Here is a 21059-nt window from a genome sequence, read left to right on the forward strand (position 1 = left end):
CCGCAGGACCGCCATGAAAGACGACCGCCGCCACCCGTTCCGGGACAGTTCGCAGGATATCGAAAGCGCGCACCGCATTCCGGACACGCCGCAAAGCCGCGCGCCGGCCTATCGGCTGGCCTTTGCCGACCCCGATTTCCTGATGCGGGACGAATTGCGCGCCGTGCGGCTGCAACTGGAACTGATGAAGCCGCAGATCGTGATGGATGAACGCGGCATCGTCTCGACCGTGGTGATGTTCGGCGGCGCCCGCATCCCCTCGCCGCAGCGCAAGGATGCCGCCCGCACCACCGGCCTTGCCGATCTTGCACATTATTACGAGGAAGCGCGCAAATTCGCCCGCGCCGTGACAGAGCGCAGCATGGAAACCTATGGCCGCGAATTCGTGATCGTGACCGGCGGCGGCCCCGGCGTGATGGAGGCCGGAAACCTTGGCGCGCACGAAGCCGGCGGCCAGTCGATCGGGCTGAACATCGTGCTGCCGCACGAACAGGCGCCCAATGCCTATGTGACACCCGACCTGTCGTTCAACTTCCACTATTTCGCCGTCCGCAAGATGCATTTCCTGATGCGCGCGCGGGCGGTGGTGGTGTTTCCCGGCGGCTTCGGCACGCTGGACGAGATGTTTGAAAGCCTGACGCTGATCCAGACCAAGCGGATGAAGCCGATCCCGTTCCTGCTGTTCGGCCGCGCCTTCTGGGAAAAGATCGTGAACTGGCAGGCGCTGGCCGAGATCGGCACCATCTCGCCCGAGGATCTGCGCCTGTTCCGCTTTGTCGAAACCGCGGACGAGGCGCTGGACGCGCTGGACGACTGGGCGCAGCCGAACTGCGCCTAGCGAAACCGGGCCTAATCCACCGGCCGGATCAGCTTGCGTTCCAGCACCCGCAGCACCTGCGCCAGATCATGGCCGCGGCGCAGGATCTGGCCGTCCATGCCGACAACGGCATAGATCCCCTGCCGCGCCCGGAGCTTCGGCCGTTTCTCGATCCGGTAAAGCGGGCTTTCGGCCGTGCGGCGGAAGATCGCGAAGACCGCCACCTCGCGCAGGCAGGAAATGCCATAGTCGCGCCATTCGCCCATCGCGACCATCCGGCAGTAAAGGGCAAGGATCCGGCCCAACTCGTGCCGGTCGAAGCTCACCTGCTCGGGGATGTGCGGGGCAAAGTGGATCGGCGGCTGGACGGACATTCCGAAAGGCTGAAGCAATCGCCGCGGCAAGGCAAGCCTGAAGCCCCGCCGGGCGCGCGATCCGCAGCGCAATCGGCGGATGGGTCCGCAAATCGCCGCCGAAGGACCGCCATACGGCCGCAATTTCCCGCCAAGGTGGAACCTCGTAGCGAGTGCCGGCCACCCCGGCGGCAGGGCAAAGCTGTCCCAGTCCTGCCGCCGAACCGCCGGAGGTGTGCGGACGGAAGCCCCCGATCCTGTCGGGGGCTTCCGGATCAGTCATGGAAAGCCGGGCGCCGCGCGCAGGATGCCGGTCTGGATCCCGCGCCAGTTCACCTGCACCGCATCCAGCCGCTTCAGCGTTGCCGGGTGCCCCGGATCCAGCAGCCCCAGCCGCACCAGCAGCGCCGCAATCGCCGCCTCGGACGCGCGCACCGATCCATCAAGGATCTTCAGCGCGATCCCCAGCCGCTTTTCCGGCACGATGGCCACGAACACCGCCTCGGCGCCGGTCTTGATCGCCACCCGCCCGCGCATCGCCCGCATCAGTTCGGTGCAGGCGCGGCCTTCGCCGGCCACCAGCTCGGGATGCGCCATCATCGCCTCGACCAGACGCGCCGCCGCACGGTCGCGCACACTGCCGCCCGACGGGGCCGCGGCAAAGACCGCCATCGCCCGCGCCAGACCCGCCACCGTGGTGGCAAAGTTCGGCGCCGAACAGCCGTCGATGCCAAAGCCGGGGCTTGCCTCGGCGGTCACGTCCTCGAACGCGGTGCGGACGGCTTGCTGCACCGGATGGTCGGGCAGCACATAGTCCGGCCCGGCCTTCAGATGCTGCGACAGCATCAGAAAGCCCGCGTGCTTGCCCGAACAGTTGTTGTGGATCTGGCAAGGCTGCTGCCAGGCGCGGATCAGCCGGTCACGCTCGGCCGTGTCGGCGGGCATATGGGCCCCGCAGCGCAGATCGCCCTCGGCCAGCCCCAGATCGGACAGCCACTGGCCCACCTTGCCGACATGCAGCGCCGCGCCCTGATGGCTGGCACAGGCCAGGGCCAGTTGCTCGGACGACAGCCCCTTGCCGGCACCGCTTTCCAGCAGCGGCAGCGCCTGCACCATCTTGCAGGACGAGCGCGGAAAGATCACCGCCCCCGGATCGCCCCAGCTTTCGACCAGACCGGCGTCCGCGCTCCATATGGCGGCATGTCCAAGGTGCCAGCTTTCCAGCAGGCCGCCGCGCCACAGTTCCACCATCCTGACCGGATCTGTCATGGCCCCCTCACAGCTGCGCGATTTTGTGCCCAAGAGGGCTTTGAAGCCGCGCGGTGCTTGCGCTAAGAAGCGTTATCGGGTTGAAACGGCCTGCGCTACGGGAAAAGCACGTCTCAAGACGGCGTAGGGCGGGCAGAGGCACTGGCAGCTGGAGGCTGTGAACGACATGAGGATCAGGATGGGGCGCCTGCTTCCGGCGGTGGCGATCGCGCTGGCCGGGACCGCGACGGGTGCTGTGGCGCAGGAATCCACGAACCGCGTGGCGACCAAGACCGACTGGAGCGTGTTTACCGAAAGTTCGCCCAAAGAGTGCTGGGGCGTATCCAGCCCAAAGCAAAGCGAGGCGACGCGCGACGGCAAGCCGGTATCCGTGCGGCGCGGCGACACGCTGCTGTTCGTGACCTTCCGCCCCGGCGCGGGCGCCAAGGGCGAGGTGTCTTACACCGGCGGCTATCCGTTCGCGCCCGGCTCGACCGTGAATGTGAACATCGGCGGCACCACCTATGACCTGTTCACCGATGGCGAATGGGCCTGGCCCGCGAATGCGCAGGACGATGGCGCACTGCTGGCGGCGATGAAGCGCGGCAGCACCGCCGTGCTGACAGCCCGCTCGGCCCGCGGCACCCAGACCAAGGATACCTTCTCGCTCTCGGGCTTCACCGCCGCGATGACCGACGCCGAGACGCGCTGCAAGTAACGCGCGCCGCTTTCGTCTGCGCCCCGGCCCGTCGCGGCCGGGGCTTTTTCATGCGGGTTTCGTTTTCGCCGCGAATCCCCTATATCAGGCGCTTCCTGCTGCCAAAGGCCACCCCATGACCGCCACCGCCCCGATCACTCAGGATGTGACCACCCTGCCGCGCAACCTGCCCGAGGGCGGCCCGGTCAATATCGTCGGCCTGACCCGCGAGGAACTGAGCGCCGCGCTGATCGCCGCCGGCACGCCCGAGCGGCAGGCGAAAATGCGCACCGGGCAGGTCTGGCAGTGGGTCTATCACTGGGGAGTGCGCGATTTTGCACAGATGACCAACCTTGCGAAAGACTATCGCGCGCTGCTGGCCCGGAACTTCGTGATTTCCCTGCCAGAGGTGGTGACCCGGCAGATCTCGGCCGATGGCACACGCAAGTATCTGATCCGCATCGCCGGCGGGCACGAGGTCGAAACCGTCTACATCCCCGAGGAAGGCCGCGGCACGCTGTGCGTCTCGTCTCAGGTCGGTTGCACGCTGACCTGTTCCTTCTGCCATACCGGCACGCAAAAACTGGTGCGCAACCTGACCGCCGGCGAGATTGTCGGCCAGTTGATGCTGGCGCGCGACGATCTGGGCGAATGGCCCGAACGCGGGGCGCCGAAGGATGAAACCCGGCTGGTGTCGAACCTCGTGCTGATGGGCATGGGCGAGCCGCTTTACAATTTCGAGAATGTCCGCGCCGCGATGAAAGTGGTGATGGATGGCGAGGGGCTGTCGCTGTCGCGGCGCCGGATCACGCTGTCCACCTCGGGCGTGGTGCCGGAAATCGCCCGCACCGCAACCGAGATCGGCTGCCAGTTGGCGGTGTCGTTTCACGCCACCACCGACGAGGTGCGCGACATCCTTGTTCCGATCAACAAACGGTGGAACATCCGCACCCTGCTGGATGCGCTGCGCGACTATCCGAACCTGTCGAACTCGGAGCGGATCACCTTTGAATATGTGATGCTGGACGGCATCAACGACAGCGACGCCGACGCGCGGCGTCTGGTCAAGCTGATCGCGGGGATCCCGGCCAAGATCAACCTGATCCCGTTCAACGAATGGCCGGGCGCGCCGTATCGCCGGTCGTCACCCGAACGGATCGCGGCTTTTGCCGACATCATCTACAAGGCGGGCTATGCCTCGCCGATCCGCACCCCGCGCGGCGAGGATATCATGGCGGCCTGCGGCCAGTTGAAATCCGCGACCGAGCGCGCCCGGAAAAGCCGGGCACAGATCGCGGCCGAGACCGGGCTTTAGACCCGGCGTCGGGCGGTCAGCGGGCCGCCGCCCGCGGCCTCGATCCGGGCAAGGGTGGCGGCGATCGGCTCGATCGCGACGGCCATATGGTGGCCGTTGGCATGGATCATCGTGTCGGCATCGACCGCCATCGCGACATGGCCTTTCCAGAACAGCAGATCGCCGCGGCGCAGGTCTTCGTTGACGGCATGGCCCAGTTCCTGTTGCAAATCGCTGTCGCCCGGGCAGGGGATGCCGCAGGCCAGCAGCGCCGCCTGCACCAACCCCGAACAATCGATCCCCGCCCGGCTGTTGCCGCCCCACAGATAGGGCGTGCCCAGAAACATCAGCGCCACCGCAACCGGATCGTCAAAGCGGTGATCCACCGGGGCAAGATGCGGAACCGGCACCCAACCCTCTGGCGTTTCGTAGAAATTTCGCGCTTCGCCAATGACACGGACCTTCGCGCCAAAGCTGAGGCTGGCCAGATCACGGTCCTGCACGCGGGGCCCGGCATAAAGATGCGTGGCAGGGGCGGTCACGACATGGGTCACCGGCGCCTCGGGGGCCAGCGCCCCCTCGGGCAGCCAGCCGCAATAGCCGTCCTTCGCGGCGCGGCCAAAGGCATGGCCCTCGCGCCGGTCGATGACCAGAAAACCGTCTCCCATCAACACCTGCCGCTCTCGTGCGCCGCCGGGCGCACGCAGCAGATCGGCCAGCGGCACCCGCACCTGCGCGGGCTCGCCTTCGGTGAAGCGGACGGCATCGATCCGGCCTTGCAGCGAGACATGCGCGACCTCGCCGCTGAAGGGTGTCAGGCGCCGGTCCATCACAGGGCCAGCATCTGCGGCAGCGCGGTCAGCAGCGCCCGCGCCCCCTGCCCGACCCCGCCCTTCGACCGCCCTGGCGCATCAGCTGGCGTATGGCCGTAAATGTCGAAATGAACATATCGCGGGTTGTCGACAAAGCGGCGCAGGAACAGCGCGGCGGTGATCGACCCCGCAAACCCACCCGAGGGCGCATTGTCCAGATCGGCGATCCCCGGTTCGATCATGGCTTCATAGGCCGGCCACAGCGGCATCCGCCACAGCGGATCGCAGGCCGGGCGGGCGGCGGCCTGAAGGGCCGCAGCCAACGCCTCGTCATCGGTGTAGAACGGCGCCAGATCCGGCCCCACCGCCACCCGCGCAGCCCCCGTCAGCGTGGCCATCGACACGATCAGATCGGCCGGTTCCTCATCCGCCAGCGCCAGCGCATCGGCCAGGATCAGCCGGCCCTCGGCATCGGTGTTGTTGACCTCGACCGTCAGACCCTTTCTTGAAACGAGAATGTCTCCCGGCCGCATCGCGTTGCCGGATATGGCATTCTCCACCGCCGGCACCAGCACCCGCAGCCGCACGGGCAAGCCCAGCGCCATGATCATCCGGGCCAGCCCCATCACCGTGGCCGCGCCGCCCATGTCCTTCTTCATCAGCAGCATCCCGCTGGACGGTTTGATATCCAGCCCGCCGGTGTCGAAACAGACCCCCTTGCCTACCAGCGTCAGCCGCGGCCCGGCATTGCCCCAGCGCATGTCCAACAGGCGCGGCTCTCGGTCCGAGGCGCGGCCGACGGCATGGATCATCGGCAGGTTCTGCGCCAACAGCGCCGTGCCGCGGATCACCGCGGTCCGGGCCCCGAACCGCTCGGCCAGGGACAGGAGGGCGGATTCCAGTTCGGCCGGCCCCATGTCAGAGGCCGGCGTGTTGATCAGGTCGCGGGTCAGGAACTCGGCCTCGGCCATCGCCAGAAGCCGCACCCGATCGCACCCCTCGGGCAGCTTCAGCCGCGCCTTGCTGCCACGGCCGCTGCGATAGCGGGTGAAGGCATAGCCCGACAGCAGATACCCCAGCGCGGCTTCGGCCAGATCGTCAGCGCCCAGCGGTCCGGCCAGATGCCAGTCGCCCTCGGGCAGCGCGGCCACCGCCTTGCCCAGAGCAAAGCGGGTGCGGGCGCGGGCCTTCGCGGTGCCCCAACCCACAACGGCCGCAGCGATACCGCCCGAGGCACCGGGCAGCAGGCGAACCTCACCCAGCCCGGCCTCGAATCCGGTCGCGGCAAGCCAGGTCCGGCTGGACACAGGCAGGCCCGCCTGCCAATCGGCCAGCGCATCGGCGGCGACAACATGGACCGGCCGCGAAAAGGCGTCGGGATCGGCAAAGGAAAGGGGCATGGCGGCTTCCGCTGGCTGGCAATCGGCCGAAGCCTATCCGTTCCCGCGCCACCCGCAACCCCCGCCCTCAGATCGAGCGGTCGAGCAATTCCCTGTCCATCGCCAGCGAGCGTTCCGCAATGCGGATCAGCCGCGCCCAGACCGCGGCAAATGCCGTCATGTCGCCCGAGGCGAAGGCGGTGCGCGCATCGCCCGCCACAAGGCCAAGGCTGACCATGCCGAGGTTTTCCGCCAGCCGCTGAAGCCTTCGCAACCGGCGCGGCACATCGGTCAGGCTGCGCCCGCGCACCTGCTGGGCCAGCCCCGCGATCGTCAGCGCCAGTTCCCCCAGCGCCCGGTTGACCACCTGTTCCGCCGCCGTCACCCCCATCTCGCGATACATCGCGGCGATCGCCTCGCCATCCTGACGCACCCTCTCCAGCGGCCGCAGCGCCGTAATCATGCAACCCATGTCACCCATCCTTCACATTCACACCCGCGCCAAGGATTGCCGGGTCGCGCTGAAGAAAAGGTTGCCGGGTGCAGCAATATATCCCTCGAATTTTTCCCAGCCTTTGCGTAATCAGGCGGGCGCACTGCGAGAGGGATCATGCGATGGAGAAATCCAAGCCGCTTCCGAACTACCTTGTCCAGCGGTTCTATGGCTGGCGGGCGACCACATTCGCCGACAACAAGGCATGGTATCGCCGTCTTGCCGAATCCGGCCAGCATCCGCGCGCGATGGTGATCTCGTGCTGCGATTCGCGGGTGCATGTGACATCGATCTTCGGCGCGGACGAGGGCGAGTTCTTCATTCACCGCAACATCGCCAGCCTTGTGCCGGCCTACAGCCCCGATGGCGAGCCGCACGGCACCTCGGCGGCGGTGGAATATGCGGTTCAGGCGCTGAAGGTGGCGCATATCGTGGTGCTGGGCCATTCGAACTGCGGCGGCGTGAAGGGCTGCCACGACATGTGTTCGGGCCACGCGCCAGAGCTTGAGGATCGGTCAAGCTTTGTCGGCCGCTGGATGGACATCCTGCGCCCCGGCTATGAACGGGTGCGCGATCTGCCCGACGAACGCCGGATCGAGGCGCTGGAGAAAGAAGCGGTTCTGGTCAGCCTGTCGAACCTGATGACCTTCCCCTTCGTGCGCGAAGCGGTCGAATCCGACCGGCTGACTTTGCACGGACTTTGGACCCACATCGGCGAAGGCGGGCTGGAACAGTTCGTTCCGGCGCAGGGCGCCTTCGTTCCGGTCTGATCCGGCCCGGAACATGAAAAAGGCGCGGGAAACCGCGCCTTTTTTTGCACCCTGAAAGCAGATCCGGCGGTTACCGCCCCCCCGCTTGCGCGATGGGCGTTCGCGGCTGACGACCTTCCACTGGAAGGTCGTCCGGGCGCCACCTTGCCAGCCCACCGCTTGCGCGATGGGCGTTCGCGGCTGACGACCTTCCACTGGAAGGTCGTCCGGGCGCCGCTCACCCCTTCTTGAGGCAGCGGTTGCCGAGGACTTCGGCGATCTGCACCGCGTTCAGCGCCGCGCCCTTGCGCAGGTTGTCCGAAACGCACCACAGGTTCAGGCCGTTGTCGATCGTCGAATCCTGCCGGATACGGCTGATGTAGGTCGCATATTCGCCCACACATTCGACCGGGGTGATGTAGCCGCCCGCTTCGCGCTTGTCGACGACAAGGACGCCCGGCGCCTCGCGCAGGATCTCGCGGGCTTCCTCTTCGTCAAGAAAGTCCTCGAACTCGATGTTGATCGCTTCGGAATGGCCTACGAACACCGGAACCCGCACGCAGGTCGCGGTGACCTTCACCTTCGGATCGAGAATCTTCTTGGTCTCGGCCACCATCTTCCACTCTTCCTTGGTGGAGCCGTCCTCCATGAAGGTGTCGATATGCGGGATCACGTTGAAGGCGATCTGCTTGGTGAACTTCTTCGGCGCCACTTCCTGACCGGGGACATAGACGCCCTTGGTCTGGTCCCACAGCTCGTCGATGCCGGCCTTGCCCGCGCCCGAAACGGATTGGTAGGTCGAGACCACCACCCGCTTGATCCGCGCCCGGTCGTGCAGCGGCTTCAGCGCCACCACCATCTGGGCGGTCGAGCAGTTGGGGTTGGCGATGATGTTCTTGGCCTTGTAGCCTTCGATCGCATCGGCGTTCACTTCCGGCACGATCAGCGGAACCTGCGGGTCATAGCGGTAGAGCGACGAGTTGTCGATCACCACGCAGCCCGCCGCCGCGGCCTTCGGCGCATAGACCTTGGTCGCGTCAGAGCCGACCGCGAACAGCGCAATGTCCCAGCCGGTGAAGTCGAAGGTATCGAGATCCTTGGTCGTCAGGGTCTTGTCGCCAAAGCTTACTTCGGTTCCCAGGGACTTGCGGCTTGCCAAAGCGGCAATCTCATCCACCGGAAACTCGCGCTCGGCGAGGATGTTCAGCATTTCGCGGCCCACGTTGCCCGTGGCACCCGCGACGACGACCCTGTAGCCCATCGGGGACCCCTTCATTGTCGGAATGACGCGCCCCAATAGCGCAAGCAGGGTCAGGGGGGAAGCGGAATCAGGGCGCGGCTTCCCGCAACGAGAAACGGGGGTCGCGCTGCAACAGATCGCGGACAAAGGCGCCTTCGGCCGCGAAATCGTGTGGCACGCGGTCGGCGGTGCGGCTGCCGCTCAGCGACAGGCTGGCGAAGAAGTCAAAGCCGTAAAGCGTGACCCCCGCCGCCCGGCTGCGCGCCAGAAGGTCGATCATCATCAGCCCGGTGCTGGGCGGTGCGCCAAGGCGCTGCCGCAGCTCGTGGTAATCCGCCAGCGGATGCAGATAGAAGCCGCGCCGGCTGGCGACATGCCACGGCAGGCGTTTGCGCTTGTGCGACATCCACAGCACCAGCCGGGGGCCAAGGCGATCCAGCGCATCCGCCTTGACCGAGGTCGCCAGCGCCAGCACATCCGTCCGCGTCCCATGAGAGGCGGCGGCAGGCATCGGCGCACGATTCAGCCGGATCACCAGATCGGCGGCGTCGATCTCGTCTCCGAACCGGGCGTCGGACAGGCTTCGGGCATTGCCCACCAACGCGATCCGTTCGGTGGCAAAGCGCGCAAGCAGCGCCTCTTCCGACAGCGACAGCGCGGCCAGCGGCGCTTCGCGGCGCAGCGTGCGGGCAAGCAGGAAGCCAAGACGGGTCATGCCAGAAGCCTTCTGTAAAGCGCGACCAGGGCCGCGGCCTCGTCCTCGATGCGAAAGCCCGACAGGGTGCGGGCGCGCGATGCGGCGGCCATGCGGCTGCGCTGGCCCTGATCGTCCAGCAGGTCCGCCGCCGCCGCCGCCATCGCCGGCACATCCGCCGGTGGGACAAGACGGCCGGTCTCGGCGGTAACCAGTTCGTCGAAGGCGCCGACGCGGGTCGCCACCACCGGCACGCCGCAGGCCATCGCCTCCAGCGGGGTCAGCCCGAAGCCTTCCCATCGCTGCGGCGCGACATACAGATCCAGCGCGCGATACCAGTCGGGCATCCGGTCCACCGTCACCTCGGGACGGAACAGGATGCGGTCTGCCAGCCCGGCCTCGGCCACCTCGCGGCGCAGGCGGTCCAGGAAGGCCTGATGTTCGCCCACCGCACGCCCCATCACCACCGCCGACACCCCCGGCCGCGACGGCAGCAGCCGCATCATCGCATGAACGAACACATCCGTGCCCTTCTGCGCCCGGATGCGGCCATAGCAGCCGACCAGAACGCCATCCGGCAGATCCAGCCGGGCACGCACCGCGGCCTTGTCGGCGGGGCTGAAGGTGTCGGTATCGATCCCATGCAGGATGACCGTCGCAGGGCGGTCCAGATAATCCGCTGTCCGACGCGAGGTCGCCACCACCGCATCCATCCGCGCGATCAACCAGCGGGTATAGGCCGAATGACGCCGCTGCGAGGCCGAGGTGAACAGAAGTTTCAGCCGCCGCCGCAGCAGGTGACGCAGGACAAGGCCCAGCAGCATCTCGGTGTTGCGCCGCGCGTGCCAGACCCGCAAGCGGTCGCGCGGCAGAGTCAGCACCTGCCACAGCGGCAGATGCGGCAGGGCCTCGGGCAGGCCCGGCCCGGTGGCGGCAATTCCGATCATGCGCGCCTGCACCGGCACCAGCCGGGCAATGGTCGCGGTGACCCCCGACAGCCGGCGTTTCAGGTTCGGCGCGATCACTTCGGTGGTAGCGGCGGTCACTGGCATGGCACATCCCTTCGGGCCTTGGTTAGCGCAGATGGCCCGTGGCGGAAAGTCAGTCCGTCCGGTCGTGGCTGAAGGCATAGACCGCACAGCCCGCCAGCACGAACAGCGCAAAGAACAGAAACAGCGCGGCATAGGGCGCGGAAGGCGGGACGGGGGCCACCGATCCGTGAATGGCGCCGGTGGCGAACTGCATGATCCCCGGCGCGGCGATGCCGAAGAAGTTCAGCAGCGTCACCCCCCGCCCGGTCAGATGCGCCGGCACGAAGGCCCGGCCATGCGCAATCACCATCGGGAACGAGGCGCCGAACAGCCCGATCCCGGCAAACAGCGCCAGCGTCGTCCAGCCCCCCGTCGTGGGCAAGGCCCACAGCGCCAGCAGGCACAGCCCCACGAGCAGGTTTCCGCCCAGAATCAGCCCCTTGCGCGTGCCCAGCAGCCGGTCCAGCGGGCCATAGGCAAAGCTGCCCGCCACCATCGCCAGCCCCATGACAAGGGTCGCGGTGCCGATCTCGGCGGCCGAGGCGTCGAACACATCGGCGTAATATGGCCCGATCCACAACCCGCGCAGCCCTGCGGCGGGGGCATAGCAGACGACCATCATGATCAGCACCGGCCACAGGACCGGCATCCGCAGCAGATCCAGAACCGAACCTTTCGCCCCGCCCTCGACCCGGGCCGGATCGCGCACCAGAAGCCCGATGGCCGCCGCCGTGGCCATCGTCACCCCGGCCAGCGCGAACAGGGTTTCGCGCCAGCCGAACGCCTCGACCGTCCAGGCCAGCGGCAACGACCCCGCGATGTTGCCAAGGCTGCCGATCCCCACCACAGCCCCCGCCAGCGTGCCGAACACCGCCGGCGAATAGGCCCGCGCAAAGATGTAATAGCTGGCCATCAGCACCGGCGAGCAGCCGATCCCGATCAGCCCCATCGCCAGCATGATCGCGCCCGGCCCCTCGGCCAGCGCAAAGACCACGGCGCCGCCCGCACCCCCCAGCGCCAGCAAGACCATCGAGGTCAGCCTTGGCCCCACCCGGTCCAGCGCCCAGCCCACCGGGAACTGCATCAGCGCGAAGGTCAGAAACCAGATCCCCGACGCGGCGGCCAGATCCTCGGGGGTGGCGCCAAGCTCGGTTTTCAGCACCGGGGTCAGCACCGCAAGGAAGGCACGATAGAACTGGCTCAGCACATAGGCGAGCACGAGGCAAGCGATGCCGGCGCGCATGGGGAACTCCTTTACGAAAGGCGGGATCGGTATAGCCGGCACACCGGCCGGGACAAGGGCTGGCCGCCCGGCAACCGGGCGTGCCATTCGCGCTTCGTGAAATTCACGCCGGGTGAAGGGCGGGCCGGTTCTCGCGGATCGGCAGGTGGACGATGGCGGAAAATGCGCCGACGCCGACCCCGATCCACCAGACCAGTGTGTAATCCCCCGTCAGGTCATACATCCGCCCGCCCAGCCAGACCCCCATGAAACTGCCCAGCTGGTGGCTGAGGAACACGAAACCATACAGCGTGCCCATGTAGCGCAGCCCGTAAAGATGGGCGACAAGGCCGCTGGTCAACGGCACCGTCGCCAGCCACAAGGCCCCCATCGACAAAGAGAAGATCAGCACCGTCGCGGGCGTCATCGGCAACATGATGAACAGCGCCGCGGCAATGGTTCGCCCGGTGTAGATCGCCGCCAGCAGGTATTTCTTGGAATACCGCTTGCCCAGCCAGCCGGCGGTGATCGTGCCCACGATATTGGCCATGCCGATGACCGCGATCGACACCGCCCCCAGCGCCGAGGTGGTGGTGATGCCCAGCGCGGCCAGCGGCCCACGCGGGTCGATGGCGCCACACATCTCTGTCACGAAGGCGGGAAAATGCGCGGTGACAAAGGCCAGCTGATAGCCGCAAGAGAAAAAGCCCACGAAGATCAGCGTAAAGGACGGATCGCGGAAGGCGCGCAGAACCACGGTGCCCAGCGATTCCTCCAACTCGGCCCGGGTTGCCGTGATCGGCGCCCGCATGAAGGGCAGCGCAAACAGCGCGGCCAGGATCACCGCGGCAAAGATCACGAACACCGTCTGCCAGGCATAGAACCCCAGCAGGATCTCGGCCGCGGGGGCGCCGAACACCTGCCCGGCCGACCCCGCCGCCGTGGCGATCCCCAGCGCAAGCGAGCGGTTCTCGGGTGCGCTGGCGCGGCCCACCACGGCAAGGATCACCCCGAACCCGGTGCCGGCAATGCCGAATCCGACAAGAATTTCAAGGAACTGATGCTGAAGCGGCGTGACCGCGAAACTCGACAGCACCAGCCCCGCGGCATACATCAGCGCGCCCACGACAATGGCGCGGCGGTCACCGAACTTTTCGGCCAGCATCCCGAAGATCGGCTGGCCAATCCCCCAGGCCAGATTCTGGATCGCGATCGCCATCGAGAAATCGGCGCGCAGCCAGCCGAATTCCTCGGCGATGGGGATCTGGAACACGCCGAAACTGGCACGGATCGCAAAACCCAGCATAAGGATGACGCAGCCCGCAATCAGCACGGGCGTGAACAGGGGGGCTTTGGTCATGTCGGGCTCCGGCACAGGCGGCGCAGGGTGCCGTGGGGCGCGGGCGGCGTCAAATGCCATTTGCTGATGGGCCGCGTGACGGTCCGTGATGGGCGCGCGGCAATGGCCGCATTGACCTCTGGCGGCCGCTTCCTTAGGCGGATGAAACGGATCCCACGAAGGAGGCAAAGATGCGGCCCAGCACCGAAGCCCTGATCGTCATCGACGTGCAGAACGACTTCTGCCCGGGCGGGGCGCTGGCCGTGGCGGGCGGCGATGCGATCATCCCCCGGATCAACACGCTGCTGCCCGACTTCGCGGTGCGCGTGCTGACGCAGGACTGGCACCCGGCCGACCACACCTCTTTCGCCTCGAACCACAGGGCCGCGCCGTTCAGCGTGATCGAGATGCCATATGGCCCGCAGGTGCTTTGGCCTGACCATTGCGTGCAGGGCACGCCGGGCGCGGCCTTCCACCCCGACCTGAACAGCGATGCCGCCGACCTTGTGATCCGCAAGGGCTTTCGCGCACAGATCGACAGCTATTCCGCCTTTTTCGAGAATGACCGCACCACCCCCACCGGGCTCGAGGGCTACCTGCGCACGCGCGGCGTGGATCGGCTGACGCTGGTGGGGATCGCCACCGATTTCTGCGTGGCCTATTCGGCGCTGGATGCTGCGCGGCTGGGCTTTGGCGTGAGCGTTCTTGAAGGCGCCTGTGCGGCCATCGACCTGAACGGCTCGCTCGCCGCGATCCGGGCGCAGATGCTGGCAGCCGGCGTGGCGCTGGAGGCGTAAGATGGTCGATATCGCCACCCGCGTCTACAATCACAAATGGAAGATCGATCCGATCATCCGATCCCTGATCGACACCGATTTCTACAAACTGCTGATGTGCCAGTCGGTGTTCCGCAACAAGCCCGACACCATCGTGCGCTTCAGCCTGATCAACCGGACGAAATCGATCCGGCTGGCCGATCTGATCGACGAAGGCGAACTGCGCGAACAGTTGGACCATATCCGCACCCTGCGCCTGTCGCGGGGCGAAAGCACCTTCCTGCGCGGCAACACCTTTTACGGCAAACGCCAGATGTTCCGCCCCGATTTCATGGAATGGCTGGAACGGCTTCAGATGCCGCCCTATCATCTTGAAAAACGCGACGGGCAGTATGAGCTGACCTTTGAAGGCAAATGGCCCGAGGTCATGCTGTGGGAAATCCCCGCGCTTGCCGTGCTGATGGAGATGCGCTCGCGCGCGGTGCTGGCCCGGCTGGGCCGGTTCGAGCTTCAGGTGCTTTACGCCCGCGCCATGACCAAGCTGTGGGAAAAGATCGAACGCCTGCGCCGAATCGAGCGGTTGAAGATCGCCGATTTCGGCACAAGGCGGCGCCATTCGTTCCTGTGGCAGGACTGGTGCGTGCAGGCGATGATCGAAGGGCTGGGCGACAGTTTCACCGGCACCTCGAACTGTCTGATCGCCATGCGCCGCGAGGTCGAGGCCATCGGCACCAATGCCCATGAACTGCCGATGGTCTATTCCGCGCTGGCCGAAACCGATGCGGATCTGGCCCGCGCGCCCTATCAGGTGCTGGCCGACTGGCACGAGGAACATGACGGCAACCTGCGCATCATCCTGCCCGACACCTACGGCACCGAAGGGTTCCTGAAACGCGCACCGGACTGGCTGTCGACCTGGACCGGCATCCGCATCGATTCCGGCGATCCGGTTCAGGGCGCCGAAACCGCGATCCGCTGGTGGCAGGACCGCGGCGAAGATCCGAAGAAGAAGCTGGTGATCTTTTCCGACGGTCTGGATGTCGAAAAGATCGAGGAACTGCACCGCCGCTTCTTTGGCCGCGTCAAGGTCAGCTTTGGCTGGGGCACGATGTTCACCAATGATTTCCGTGGCTTGGTTGCGGATGATGCGCTGGCGCCGTTCAGCCTTGTCTGCAAGGCGGTGTCGGCCAATGGCCGGCCCACGGTCAAGCTTTCGGACAATCCGCTGAAGGCCATGGGCCCGGCCGACGAGATCGCCCGCTACAAGCGCGTCTTTGGTGTGGGCGAACAGACGCCCTATCAGGTGGTGGTCTGACCCCACGCCCGGCCCTGCGCCAGCGGGGCGCCGCGCAGCTTGGGCCGGGGATGCGGCGCTATTCGTCCTCGGCCACCCGACCGCGGGCGGATTTCACCTCGCCGCGGATCGCCTTGGCCTGAAGCCTTCGGCGCTGGCTGCCCAGCGTGGGCTTGGTCGCGATCCGGCGCTTGGGCGCGACAAGGGCCGCGCGGATCATCTCCGCCAGTCGTTCGCGTGCCAGTTCCCGGTTGCGGATCTGGCTGCGGGTTTCCTCGGCCCGGATCACGATCGCACCTTCCAGCGTCCAGCGCCGCCCCGCCAGCCGCTTCAACCGCGCCTTGACCGCCGGCGACAGATGCGGCGAGCGTTCGGCCTCGAACCGCAGTTCGACCGCGGTTTCGACCTTGTTGACATTCTGCCCGCCCGGCCCGGACGAGCGCGAGAAACTTTCGGTCAGTTCCCAGTCGGCGATGGTGATGTGATCGGTGATACGCAACATGACGCCTGATCGGATGAAAAGCCCTACCCGTGAACGAGAAAGGGTCGCCTGCGGGGGCGACCCTTTCCGAGATCCAAGGAGATGAGCCAGTTAGAGGCTAGCCCAACATCCGGAAGGTTTTAAGAGGGGCTGCCCTCAGAAAACACCCCCGAACGCTGTCCCGACACGTCTCTCCAATATCACTCTAGACACTGGATCACCTCCTTTCAAATGGTTGCCGATAGGGGAAAGGTGGCACAGATCTGGTGTTTGTCAAACCAAGATTACGCAGCCTTAGCGGTAAGCTGCCTCACAATGATGCGAAACGGCACAAGTGCCACCAAAGCAAGCAGAAGTTTGACGCTCCAATCCGCCAAGGCCAGCGATGCCCACAGCGGCGCCGCGGGACCAAGGCCCAGAAGCGGCAGGATCTCGTTCGCCCAGCCGACATCGTTGGCGGGTTCGATCCAGACCAGCCCGGCCGAGAACGCGACCGAGAAGAAGATGGCGGTATCGACGCTGGACCCCACCAGCGAGGACAGCAGCGGCGCGCTCCACCACCGCCGCGCGCCGCGCAGGCGGTCGAACAGGCTGACATCCAGCATCTGCGCCGCAAGGAAGGCCAGCCCGGAACCGATGGCAATCCGCCATGTGACCAGCGGGCCGAACTCGCCCATGATCTGGGTGCCGATCAGCGAACAGAGGATGCCGGTGGCAAAGCCCGCCAGCACCACGCGGCGCGCGGCGACGGCGCCGTAAAGCCGGTTGGTCAGGTCGGTGACAAGGAAGGCGAAGGGATAGGTGAAGGCGCCCCATGTCAGCCACTGGCCGAACAGGAACTGCACAAGGATGTTCGAGGCCACCACGATGGCGGCCATGGCAAGAATGCCGGGGATCAGGCTGCGGGTCATGTCGGTGTTCCGTTTTGACAAGGTCGCGGAGACTTGGCCCCCGGTTCGGGGACAGCGCGGCCTACTGCCGCACGGGGCGCGCTGTCAATCGGAAAGGCGGATCTCGACGATCTCGGTCCGCTGAACGAACAGGAAATTGTCGTCGGAGACCATGGTCAGCACGGTCCGCCCCGCCCCGTCGCGCCAGACCGAGATGCCTTCCAGATTGTCGAACCGGCCGGCGCGGGTTTCGATCAGGGTTTCCTCGGCCGTGATCGTGTCGTCCGCGATGGTGAACCGCCGCACGCGGCTGGCAAAGCCCAGCAGGCCACGGAACTGCCGTTCCAGCAGGTAAAGCCGCCCGTCGGGGCCGAAATCGGCACCGACCGCCAGAAACTCGCCCCGCCGCGGGATCGAGAACGGCTGATCCCACTGGCCGTTGCGAAAGCGATAGACCGGAAACGGCCGGCTCTGCCCACCCGAGCGTTCGGGAAGCGTGTAGATCGCGCCCTTGGCATCAATCGCCAGCGCCTCAAGCGAGGAATTGGCCTGCATCAGCGCGAAATCAGGATGAGAGGGCAGGTTTTCCGCCGGGCCGTCAAGCCGGGCATAGCGCAGCACGCGGGCCGCGCCTTCAAAGGACACCAGAACCGCACCATCGGGGGCCAGCGCCATCCCTTCGCTGTCGCCGCGCAGGCGGGCCAGCGGCGAAGGCCCGCGCCCGCGCAGCATGTGCATCGGCAGGGCCTTTATCCCGGTGATCCGGCCGGCCGCATCGCGCGCGACCATGCCCATGGTCCAGGCTCCGCGATCCGACAGAACGGTGACCCGGCCGCCATCGCCCGACATCTCGATGGCGGACAGCCCGCCCAGCAGCGGATCGGCGCTTTGCCAGTGGAACGTCTCGAAGCGGTCACCGGGCGGGGCGCCGGCGCTGCCGGCCGCCCCGATGCCCAGCCACAGCCCCGCGATCAGCGCGAGGAAAGGACGGTTCGGCATTGGTCAGGCAGGTCGGCCATGGTGAAATCGCGGGCACCCCGCGTCCGGGCTGCGGGTTTCTGCGGCCCTTTCGGCGGCCTCAGGTAATCCGTCACCCACCACATCAGGCTGTCGTCGCAGCCATCGCCGCCGTTCGACAGCTCGGCCACCGAAGGACGCTGCGGCTGACAGGCCACGGCGCCGGGAGGGCATTTCAGCCGGACGTGGAAATGGGTGTCGTGCCCCGGAACCGGGCGGATCTTCTGCAACCACGCCCGGTCGGCACGCCGGGCGCCCTGACACATCACGATCTTGACCGCGGCGGCGACAAAGATCCGGTCCACCCGCGGGTCCGATGCCGCAGCCCGCAGCAGCGCGTGATGCGCCCGCGTCCAGTTCCGCGTCACCGACCGCTGATCGGCCGAGCGCACCGCCACCGAGCTGATCCGCTCGCGATCGGCCACCGTCAGATCCAGCCGGCGCGGCGGCAGCATCCAGACATCGGCATCCAGCCCGATCTGGTGGCTGGCATGCCCCGAGGTCATCGGCCCGCCCCGCGGCTGGCTGATATCGCCGATGTAAAGCCCGGCCCAGCCGATCTGCCGCGCCGCGACCGACAGCTGCTGAAGAAACTCGATCATCGCCGGGTGACCCCAGTTGCGATTGCGCGACAGCCGCATCGCCTGCCATGTCGGCCCGCTTTCCGGCATCTGCACCAGCCCCGCCGCACAGCCGCGATTGTAGCTGCCGATGGGCATCGGCGCCTGCCGCGAGGGCCAGTCCTGCGCGCCAAACAGCTTGTTCGCCTTGGGCTCGGCCAGTGCCGGCAACGCCAGCCCCAGCGCAAGAAGGAAGGAAAGGATGCGGATCATGGCCCTGCCTGTTGCTCGCCCTGCGGTTTTACCCAGACTAGCAGAACAAGCCCCGCAAGAAACAGCGCGATCAGCGGCGCGATCCCGATCCGCTGCGATCCGCTTAGTCCGGTGGCAAGGGCAATCAGAAGCGGTGCCAGAAAACTGGTGACCTTGCCCGACAGCGCGTAAAGGCCGAAAGCCTCGGTTGCGCGTTCGGGGGTGGTGTGCTGCGCCATCATCGTGCGACTGGCCGCCTGAAGCACGCCCCCCGCCCCGCCGATCAGCGCGCCGCAGCCGAAGAAGATCACGTCGGGCAGACCCGATCCCGCCGGCAGCGCCGCGCCGAACAGGCTGTCCCGGCTCATGCCGACGATCACCACGCAGACCGCGGAAAGCACGAGGATCGCGACCGCGATCACAGGCTTTGGCCCGAAGCGCCGGTCGGCCTTGCCCCCCAGCCAGGAGGCTGCGGCCGCGGTCACCGCCCCCACCACGCCGAAAATGCCGATCTGGATGATGCTCCAGCCCAGCACGCCCGAGGCATAGACCCCGCCAAAGCCGTAAAGCGCATTCAGCGCATCGCGATAAAGCAGCGATGACCCCAGATAGGCGCTCAGGCTGGGCCGTCGCCGCAGGCTGGCCAAGAAGCGCCACAGGTTCGCCAGCGCCTGCCCGGGATGCAGTGCGCCGCGCGGGCTGGGAGGCTCTTTCACCCACAGGAAAAACGGCAGCATGAAGACCAGATACCACAGCGCCGTGAATGGCCCGACTGCCCGCGTGCCTTCGCGCAGCGCGGGATCAAGACCGAAGACCGGCGCAAGACCGATCAGGGTGCGCCCCGTGCTGGCGCTTTCGGCCAGAAACAGCAGCACCACGGCCAAAGCCACCACCCCGCCCAGATAGCCGAAGGCAAAGCCCGATCCCGAAATCTCTCCGATCCGGTCCCGGCCGCCCAGCGCGGGCAAGAGCGCGTTGGTGAAGATGGTCGCGAACTCCATCCCGATGAAGCCAAGGCCAAAACAGGCCAGCGCCCAGACCAGCGCGCCCCCGTCGGGCGTCAGCGCCCAAAGCCCGGCCGCACCCGCCACATACAGCGCCGAGAACGCCCAGATCCAGACCAGCCGCCGCCCGACCCCATCCGCCACCGCCCCCAGAAGCGGCGCCAGCAGCGCCACGACGACACTTGCCGCGCCAAGGCCCAGCCCCCACAGCGATTGCGCCGCGGCACCGGCAGCGGCGGGCGCCATACCCTCGGCGATATGGCGCGCCCGCGCGACCTCGGCGAAATAGGGGGCAAAGATGAAGGTCAGCAGCAGCGTGCTGTAGGGCTGGCTGGCCCAGTCGAAGAAATACCAGCCCCAGATGCGTTTTCCTGCGCTTGCCATGGCCCCTCCGGCAGATTGCGCGGGATCAAGCCCGAAACCCGCCCCCGGCGCAAGCGCAGGGTCAGTGCGCGGGGGGCCAGGGCCGCAGCGCGTCGGCCTCGATCCAGCCGGCCACCCAGTCGGGCAAGGGCGGGCTGTCCCCCGCCCCCAGAACATCGGCCACCTCGGGCGGGGGGACGATTCCCGCCCGCGAGGTGACAGCCGCACGCAACAGCATGTGGCTGGTGCACTCGCCCTTCCGCCACAGGCTTTGCTCGATGTAGAAGAACCGCCCGTCCCAGCCCAGACAGCGGCTGACCATGTCCAGCCGATCAAACAGCACCACGCGGCGGCGATAGCGCAGCGAACTGCCCGCCACCGTCAGCCCCCAGCCCTTGTCGGCGCAGACCCGCGCAAGGCCGGTGCGGTGGATCAGCGGCAGCCGGCCAAGGTCGAACAACGTCAGCGTGCGGCCGTTGTTCAACTCGTTCCACGGGTCCAGATCCCAGGGCAGGCAGCGGTGACAGGATCGGTGCGTCCCGGTGACGGGCAAGGGTTTCAGCGTCCGGGTCCGGCGCATCTCGATGAAAAGGCGAAGATAAGGATACATCAATCACTCCTTCACGCATGACGTGCTATGCGCGTCGGGCGTCGTCAAGCTGCGACGCGGCGGAACAAAGGTTGCCCTTTGCCGGGGCCGCCTATACCTGTGGCAAAGTTTCCCCGTGAAGGATGCGTCCATGATATCGCTCTTCCAGATCCTGATGCTGATCCTCGACATCGCGAAGTTCATCATCTTCGTGCATATCATCATGAGCTGGCTTATCAATTTCGAGGTGCTGAACCTGCGCCAGCCCCTTGTCGGCCAGATCTGGGACGGGCTGTCCCGCCTGTTGGAACCGATCTATTCGCAGGTCCGGCGCATCCTGCCGTCGATGGGGGGCCTTGATCTGGCGCCGCTGATCGTTCTGGTGGCGATCTATGCGTTGCAGATCGTGATCCGCAACAACTTCTACGCCTTCGTCTGATCCCGCCCCCCAACTGACCCGGGCCG

General features: G+C 66.7%; 23 protein-coding genes. 7 read left to right on the plus strand and 16 right to left on the minus strand.

What is annotated here, in order from left to right; all coding sequences use genetic code 11:
- Positions 1-13 precede the first annotated feature (13 nt).
- Positions 14-838 (plus strand): LOG family protein, encoded by an 825-nt coding sequence (locus tag CRO07_RS06850; RefSeq protein ID WP_097029946.1) that lies wholly within the window; start codon positions 14-16, stop codon positions 836-838.
- Between the two features lie 11 nt (positions 839-849).
- Here the strand turns inward: CRO07_RS06850 and CRO07_RS06855 are convergent, their stop codons facing one another.
- Together CRO07_RS06855 and CRO07_RS06860 are read right to left on the minus strand one after the other, a co-directional pair.
- Positions 850-1191 carry a DUF2794 domain-containing protein gene (locus CRO07_RS06855; protein WP_097029947.1) on the minus strand — a complete coding sequence of 114 codons (342 nt, stop codon included), beginning with the start codon at positions 1189-1191 and terminating at the stop codon, positions 850-852.
- A gap of 258 nt (positions 1192-1449) precedes the next feature.
- The gene (locus CRO07_RS06860) at positions 1450-2439 is read right to left on the minus strand and encodes an asparaginase (protein ID WP_097029948.1); all 990 of its coding nucleotides are present in this window, start codon (positions 2437-2439) and stop codon (positions 1450-1452) included.
- A 166-nt stretch (positions 2440-2605) separates the two neighbouring features.
- On the opposite strand from CRO07_RS06860, the gene CRO07_RS06865 reads away from it, so the two are divergent.
- A complete protein-coding gene (locus CRO07_RS06865) occupies positions 2606-3136 on the plus strand; it encodes an invasion associated locus B family protein (protein ID WP_097029949.1) in 531 nt (176 codons plus the stop codon).
- A gap of 115 nt (positions 3137-3251) precedes the next feature.
- A complete protein-coding gene (gene rlmN / locus CRO07_RS06870) occupies positions 3252-4430 on the plus strand; it encodes a 23S rRNA (adenine(2503)-C(2))-methyltransferase RlmN (protein WP_097029950.1) in 1179 nt (392 codons plus the stop codon).
- On the opposite strand, the gene CRO07_RS06875 is transcribed toward rlmN, so the two are convergent.
- From CRO07_RS06875 to CRO07_RS06885, 3 genes are all read right to left on the minus strand, one after another.
- The gene (locus CRO07_RS06875) at positions 4427-5239 is read right to left on the minus strand and encodes a C40 family peptidase (RefSeq protein ID WP_097029951.1); all 813 of its coding nucleotides are present in this window, start codon (positions 5237-5239) and stop codon (positions 4427-4429) included. The genes rlmN and CRO07_RS06875 overlap by 4 nt on opposite strands.
- Positions 5239-6621 carry a leucyl aminopeptidase family protein gene (locus tag CRO07_RS06880; protein WP_097029952.1) on the minus strand — a complete coding sequence of 461 codons (1383 nt, stop codon included), beginning with the start codon at positions 6619-6621 and terminating at the stop codon, positions 5239-5241. The genes CRO07_RS06875 and CRO07_RS06880 overlap by 1 nt, the downstream gene beginning before the upstream one ends.
- A gap of 67 nt (positions 6622-6688) precedes the next feature.
- The gene (locus tag CRO07_RS06885; protein ID WP_097029953.1) at positions 6689-7072 is read right to left on the minus strand and encodes a hypothetical protein; all 384 of its coding nucleotides are present in this window, start codon (positions 7070-7072) and stop codon (positions 6689-6691) included.
- Positions 7073-7215: 143 nt separating this feature from the next.
- On the opposite strand from CRO07_RS06885, the gene CRO07_RS06890 reads away from it, so the two are divergent.
- Complete coding sequence (locus CRO07_RS06890) at positions 7216-7863, plus strand: carbonic anhydrase (protein ID WP_097029954.1); 648 nt, start codon at positions 7216-7218, stop codon at positions 7861-7863.
- A gap of 217 nt (positions 7864-8080) precedes the next feature.
- Here the strand turns inward: CRO07_RS06890 and CRO07_RS06895 are convergent, their stop codons facing one another.
- The 5 genes from CRO07_RS06895 to CRO07_RS06915 form a co-directional block, all read right to left on the minus strand.
- Complete coding sequence (locus tag CRO07_RS06895) at positions 8081-9103, minus strand: aspartate-semialdehyde dehydrogenase (protein WP_097029955.1); 1023 nt, start codon at positions 9101-9103, stop codon at positions 8081-8083.
- Between the two features lie 67 nt (positions 9104-9170).
- A complete protein-coding gene (locus tag CRO07_RS06900; RefSeq protein ID WP_097029956.1) occupies positions 9171-9797 on the minus strand; it encodes a glycosyltransferase family 29 protein in 627 nt (208 codons plus the stop codon).
- Positions 9794-10828 carry a glycosyltransferase family 4 protein gene (locus tag CRO07_RS06905; RefSeq protein WP_097029957.1) on the minus strand — a complete coding sequence of 345 codons (1035 nt, stop codon included), beginning with the start codon at positions 10826-10828 and terminating at the stop codon, positions 9794-9796. Before CRO07_RS06905 ends, CRO07_RS06900 begins: the two co-directional genes overlap by 4 nt.
- Positions 10829-10877: 49 nt before the next feature.
- The gene (locus CRO07_RS06910; RefSeq protein WP_097029958.1) at positions 10878-12050 is read right to left on the minus strand and encodes an MFS transporter; all 1173 of its coding nucleotides are present in this window, start codon (positions 12048-12050) and stop codon (positions 10878-10880) included.
- 103 nt (positions 12051-12153) lie between these two features.
- The gene (locus CRO07_RS06915; protein WP_097029959.1) at positions 12154-13389 is read right to left on the minus strand and encodes an MFS transporter; all 1236 of its coding nucleotides are present in this window, start codon (positions 13387-13389) and stop codon (positions 12154-12156) included.
- 170 nt (positions 13390-13559) lie between these two features.
- On the opposite strand from CRO07_RS06915, the gene pncA reads away from it, so the two are divergent.
- Both pncA and pncB read left to right on the plus strand, forming a co-directional pair.
- Positions 13560-14165, plus strand: coding sequence for a bifunctional nicotinamidase/pyrazinamidase (gene pncA / locus CRO07_RS06920; protein WP_097029960.1), 606 nt, complete (start codon positions 13560-13562; stop codon positions 14163-14165).
- A 1-nt stretch (position 14166) separates the two neighbouring features.
- Positions 14167-15459: a nicotinate phosphoribosyltransferase gene (gene pncB / locus CRO07_RS06925; RefSeq protein WP_097029961.1), complete on the plus strand. Its 1293-nt coding sequence runs from the start codon at positions 14167-14169 to the stop codon at positions 15457-15459.
- Between the two features lie 58 nt (positions 15460-15517).
- Here pncB and arfB read toward each other — a convergent pair whose 3' ends face one another.
- The 6 genes from arfB to CRO07_RS06955 all read right to left on the minus strand — a co-directional run bounded on the left by arfB (position 15518) and on the right by CRO07_RS06955 (position 20615).
- The gene (gene arfB, locus CRO07_RS06930; protein WP_097029962.1) at positions 15518-15940 is read right to left on the minus strand and encodes an alternative ribosome rescue aminoacyl-tRNA hydrolase ArfB; all 423 of its coding nucleotides are present in this window, start codon (positions 15938-15940) and stop codon (positions 15518-15520) included.
- Between the two features lie 263 nt (positions 15941-16203).
- On the minus strand, positions 16204-16830 hold the full coding sequence (locus CRO07_RS06935) for a queuosine precursor transporter (protein ID WP_097029963.1): 627 nt from the start codon (positions 16828-16830) through the stop codon (positions 16204-16206).
- 84 nt (positions 16831-16914) lie between these two features.
- Positions 16915-17808 carry an esterase-like activity of phytase family protein gene (locus CRO07_RS06940; protein ID WP_097029964.1) on the minus strand — a complete coding sequence of 298 codons (894 nt, stop codon included), beginning with the start codon at positions 17806-17808 and terminating at the stop codon, positions 16915-16917.
- Positions 17781-18659 (minus strand): penicillin-insensitive murein endopeptidase, encoded by an 879-nt coding sequence (mepA, locus tag CRO07_RS06945; RefSeq protein WP_097029965.1) that lies wholly within the window; start codon positions 18657-18659, stop codon positions 17781-17783. The genes CRO07_RS06940 and mepA overlap by 28 nt, the downstream gene beginning before the upstream one ends.
- Positions 18656-20026 (minus strand): MFS transporter, encoded by a 1371-nt coding sequence (locus tag CRO07_RS06950; protein ID WP_097029966.1) that lies wholly within the window; start codon positions 20024-20026, stop codon positions 18656-18658. The genes mepA and CRO07_RS06950 overlap by 4 nt, the downstream gene beginning before the upstream one ends.
- 61 nt (positions 20027-20087) lie before the next feature.
- Positions 20088-20615, minus strand: a complete 528-nt coding sequence (locus tag CRO07_RS06955) for an acyl-CoA thioesterase (RefSeq protein ID WP_097029967.1) — start codon at positions 20613-20615, stop codon at positions 20088-20090.
- 130 nt (positions 20616-20745) lie between these two features.
- Between CRO07_RS06955 and CRO07_RS06960 the strand changes: the two genes are divergently transcribed.
- The gene (locus tag CRO07_RS06960) at positions 20746-21033 is read left to right on the plus strand and encodes a YggT family protein (protein ID WP_097029968.1); all 288 of its coding nucleotides are present in this window, start codon (positions 20746-20748) and stop codon (positions 21031-21033) included.
- The last annotated feature ends 26 nt before the right edge of the window (positions 21034-21059 follow it).

The organism is Cereibacter ovatus (genome assembly GCF_900207575.1).
In the GTDB taxonomy this organism is placed as follows: domain Bacteria; phylum Pseudomonadota; class Alphaproteobacteria; order Rhodobacterales; family Rhodobacteraceae; genus Cereibacter_A; species Cereibacter_A ovatus.